Genomic DNA, 2,753 nt, shown 5'->3' with positions numbered 1-2,753 from the left:
GGCGAGCGGCTGGCCCGCGTGCGCCAGGCCGGCCGGGACGGCTGATCCATGCGCATCGTCGGCCTGATGTCGGGCACCTCGCTGGACGGCATCGACGCCGCGCTTGTGGAGATTTCGGGCGAGACGACGGACGACGTGGCCGTGCGGATGGAGGGCTTCGTCACCCTCGCCTTTTCCGAGGCGCGCCGGACGGCCATCCACGACGCCATCCTGGCAGGCACGGCGGAAGCGCTCTGCGACCTGCACGCCGACCTGGGGGAGTGGCTGGCGGAATCGGCGCTGGCGGTCTGTGAAGAGACGGGGATGTCGATCGAGCGGGTGGACGCGATCGGCTCGCACGGGCAGACGGTGTGGCACCGCCCGCCGGGGAATGGGCGCCGCGGCGCCACCCTGCAGCTGGGAGACCCGGCGACCATCGCCGAGCGCACCGGCCGCCCCGTGGTCGCCGACTTCCGCCCCCGCGACGTGGCGGCGGGCGGGCAGGGCGCCCCGCTGGTGCCGTGGGTAGACCAGCTGCTGTACGCGTTGCCGGACCAGGCGCGGGCGCTGCAGAACCTGGGTGGCATCGGCAACGTCACCCGCGTGCCACCGAAGGGAAGCAGCGAGCAGGTGTTCGCCTTCGACACGGGCCCGGCCAACTCGCTCATCGACGCCGCGGTGGAGATCGCGACCGGCGGCCGGCACCGGTACGACAAGGACGGCCGGCTGGCGGCGCGCGGAACGGTGGACCAGGCGCTGCTGCAGGACCTGCTGCGGCACCCGTACTTTGCCGCCGAGCCGCCGAAGTCCACCGGGCGCGAGGAGTTCGGCCGGCCGTTCGTGGAGCGGCTGGTGGAGGCCATCAAGCCCGAGGGCGACCAGGACTGGATGGACCTCATCGCGACGCTGACGGAACTGACCGCCCGCACCGTCGCCGACGCGTACCATCGCTGGGTGATCCCCATGGGCATCGCCGAGGTAATGCTGACGGGGGGCGGGGCGCGCAATCCCACGCTGGCGGGGCGCATCCGCGAGCTGCTGGCCCCGCTTCCTGTCACGGACGGGGGGGGGCTGGGCGTTGATCCCGATGCCAAGGAAGCCGTGGCCTTCGCCCTGCTGGCGTGGGCGCACCTGAAGGGAATTCCCGCCAACGTGCCGTCCGCCACGGGAGCCGCCGGCCCCCGCGTGCTGGGCTCGCTGACGCCTGGCGCCCTGACCCGATGACTTCGAGGCCGATGCCGCCGCACCGCACCCTTGTCCTTTGCCGCCTGGCCCGCCGCGCGTTCGCGCTGGCGGGCATGTGGGCGCTGGGCGGATGCGTGCTGTGGGGCGGCCCCGGCGCCACCCGCCACGGCTCGCGGCCCATGATGCCCGACGTCAGGCGGGTGCTGGACGTGGACGAGCCCTCGCCCGCCTACTTCCGCGCGCGGGCGCGCCTGGAGGTGCTGGGGCCGGAGCTGGACGCCATTCTCATCGGCCTGGTAGAAGACGCCGAGGCGGACGAGAACGTGCGCGCCAACGCCATCGCCCTCCTGGCCGAGCGGCGGGCGGGAGGCTCGCTGGACCTGATCCGCCGGCAGCTGGCCGGCAGCCCGAGCGACGTAGTGCGCGCCGCGGCGGCCCGCGCCCTCCAGCGCTTCCTTCCCGACTCGGCGGGGGCGCGCAACGCGCTGCGGGCCGCCGCGGGCGATCCGTCGTCCCTGGTGCGGCTGATGGTGCTGCAGCGGCTGGACGTGGAAGATGCGCCCCTGGTGCGCACGATGGTGGCGCGCGATGACAACGCCGAGGTGCGTACCATCGCGCGGCAGGTGCTGGAGCTGCTGGAGGCGCGGGGCGCCCCGCTGACGCGCGACCCCCGCCGCGACCTGCGCACCAGCGGGCCCGAGGGCGCGCCCACCATCGTCTTCCATCCCGCCTGGGCCGATTCGCTGGGCGGGGTGCAGGTGGGGGCATTGTGGGTGGAGGCGCGTGGCTCCACGTCCCTGGTGCCGCTCGGGCAGCAGGTGGAGGTGGTGGGGAACGTGGTGCCCGGGTTCTTCGACGCGACGCGCTCGGTGGTGGTGTTCGAGGCGGACCGGGAGATCCGCATCCGCGACCTGCGCACCGGCAACACGCTGACGCTGGGGCCCGGGGTGGCCCCGCGCGTGGTGCCCTTCACCGGTGGCTTCGTCTTTGTGCGCGAGGTGGCCGGCGCTCGTCGCCAGCTGGGCGGAGACGCCACCGAGCTGGATTACGAGGTGCTGCGCGCCTCGTTTTCGGGTGCCGCCCCCGAGGTCATCGGCCGGATTACCGCCACGGCGCGGCCCGAGGTGAGGCGCGGTGCGTCGCCGGTGCGGTGGATGGTCGTGGGCGAGGGGGCGGACGGGTTCGTGCTGCGCGGGCCGGGCATCACGCCATTCGCCCTTCCCGGGCCGGTCGACTCGTCTCCGCAGCCCTGATCCGGCTTCTCCTTCCGCTGGATCGCGTCTCCCCTGAAACCGTTGGACCGCAGGTTGCGTCGGCGCGGCGGGCCCTCACCCCGCCGCGCCGACACGCGTGCGACCCTCTCCCACAAACAGCGTGGGAGAGGGGTACACTTCGAGGTTCAGGTGCGGGACAATTCAGGGCGCGCGATCCCGGGTTGAGGCCCGGGCGGTTGAAACCGCGTCTGGCACGTCACGAAGTCCGCCTGCGCGGACTGGGCGGGACGGGGCCGTGCACCACGCCGGCCGGAGGGCGGCGAGCTGGCTCCCTTCCCCCGCGGGGTTTGCGGGGGAAGGGCTGGGGATGGGGGG

2 protein-coding genes are annotated in these 2,753 nt (G+C 73.9%); both read left to right on the top strand.

The annotated features are described in order from the left end of the window. The first annotated feature begins 48 nt into the window (after window positions 1-48). Entirely contained in the window at window positions 49-1,203 is a 1,155-nt protein-coding gene (locus VIB55_RS23505) for an anhydro-N-acetylmuramic acid kinase (RefSeq protein ID WP_331879116.1), read from the top strand. Next, window positions 1,200-2,417, top strand: a complete 1,218-nt coding sequence (locus VIB55_RS23500) for a HEAT repeat domain-containing protein (RefSeq protein WP_331879115.1) — start codon at window positions 1,200-1,202, stop codon at window positions 2,415-2,417. Before VIB55_RS23505 ends, VIB55_RS23500 begins: the two co-directional genes overlap by 4 nt. Window positions 2,418-2,753: the final 336 nt, after the last annotated feature.

Origin of the sequence: Longimicrobium sp., assembly GCF_036554565.1 — a bacterium.
Lineage (GTDB): Bacteria > Gemmatimonadota > Gemmatimonadetes > Longimicrobiales > Longimicrobiaceae > Longimicrobium.
Note: the sequence above shows the minus strand (reverse complement) of the source record. Positions and strands in the feature narration are given on the sequence as shown.

Excerpts from the sequence above, each read along its gene's own strand:
- VIB55_RS23505 (WP_331879116.1), top strand. The coding sequence starts at position 49 with ATGCGCATCGTCGGCCTGATGTCGGGCACCTCGCTGGACGGCATCGAC.
- VIB55_RS23500 (WP_331879115.1), top strand. The coding sequence starts at position 1,200 with ATGACTTCGAGGCCGATGCCGCCGCACCGCACCCTTGTCCTTTGCCGC.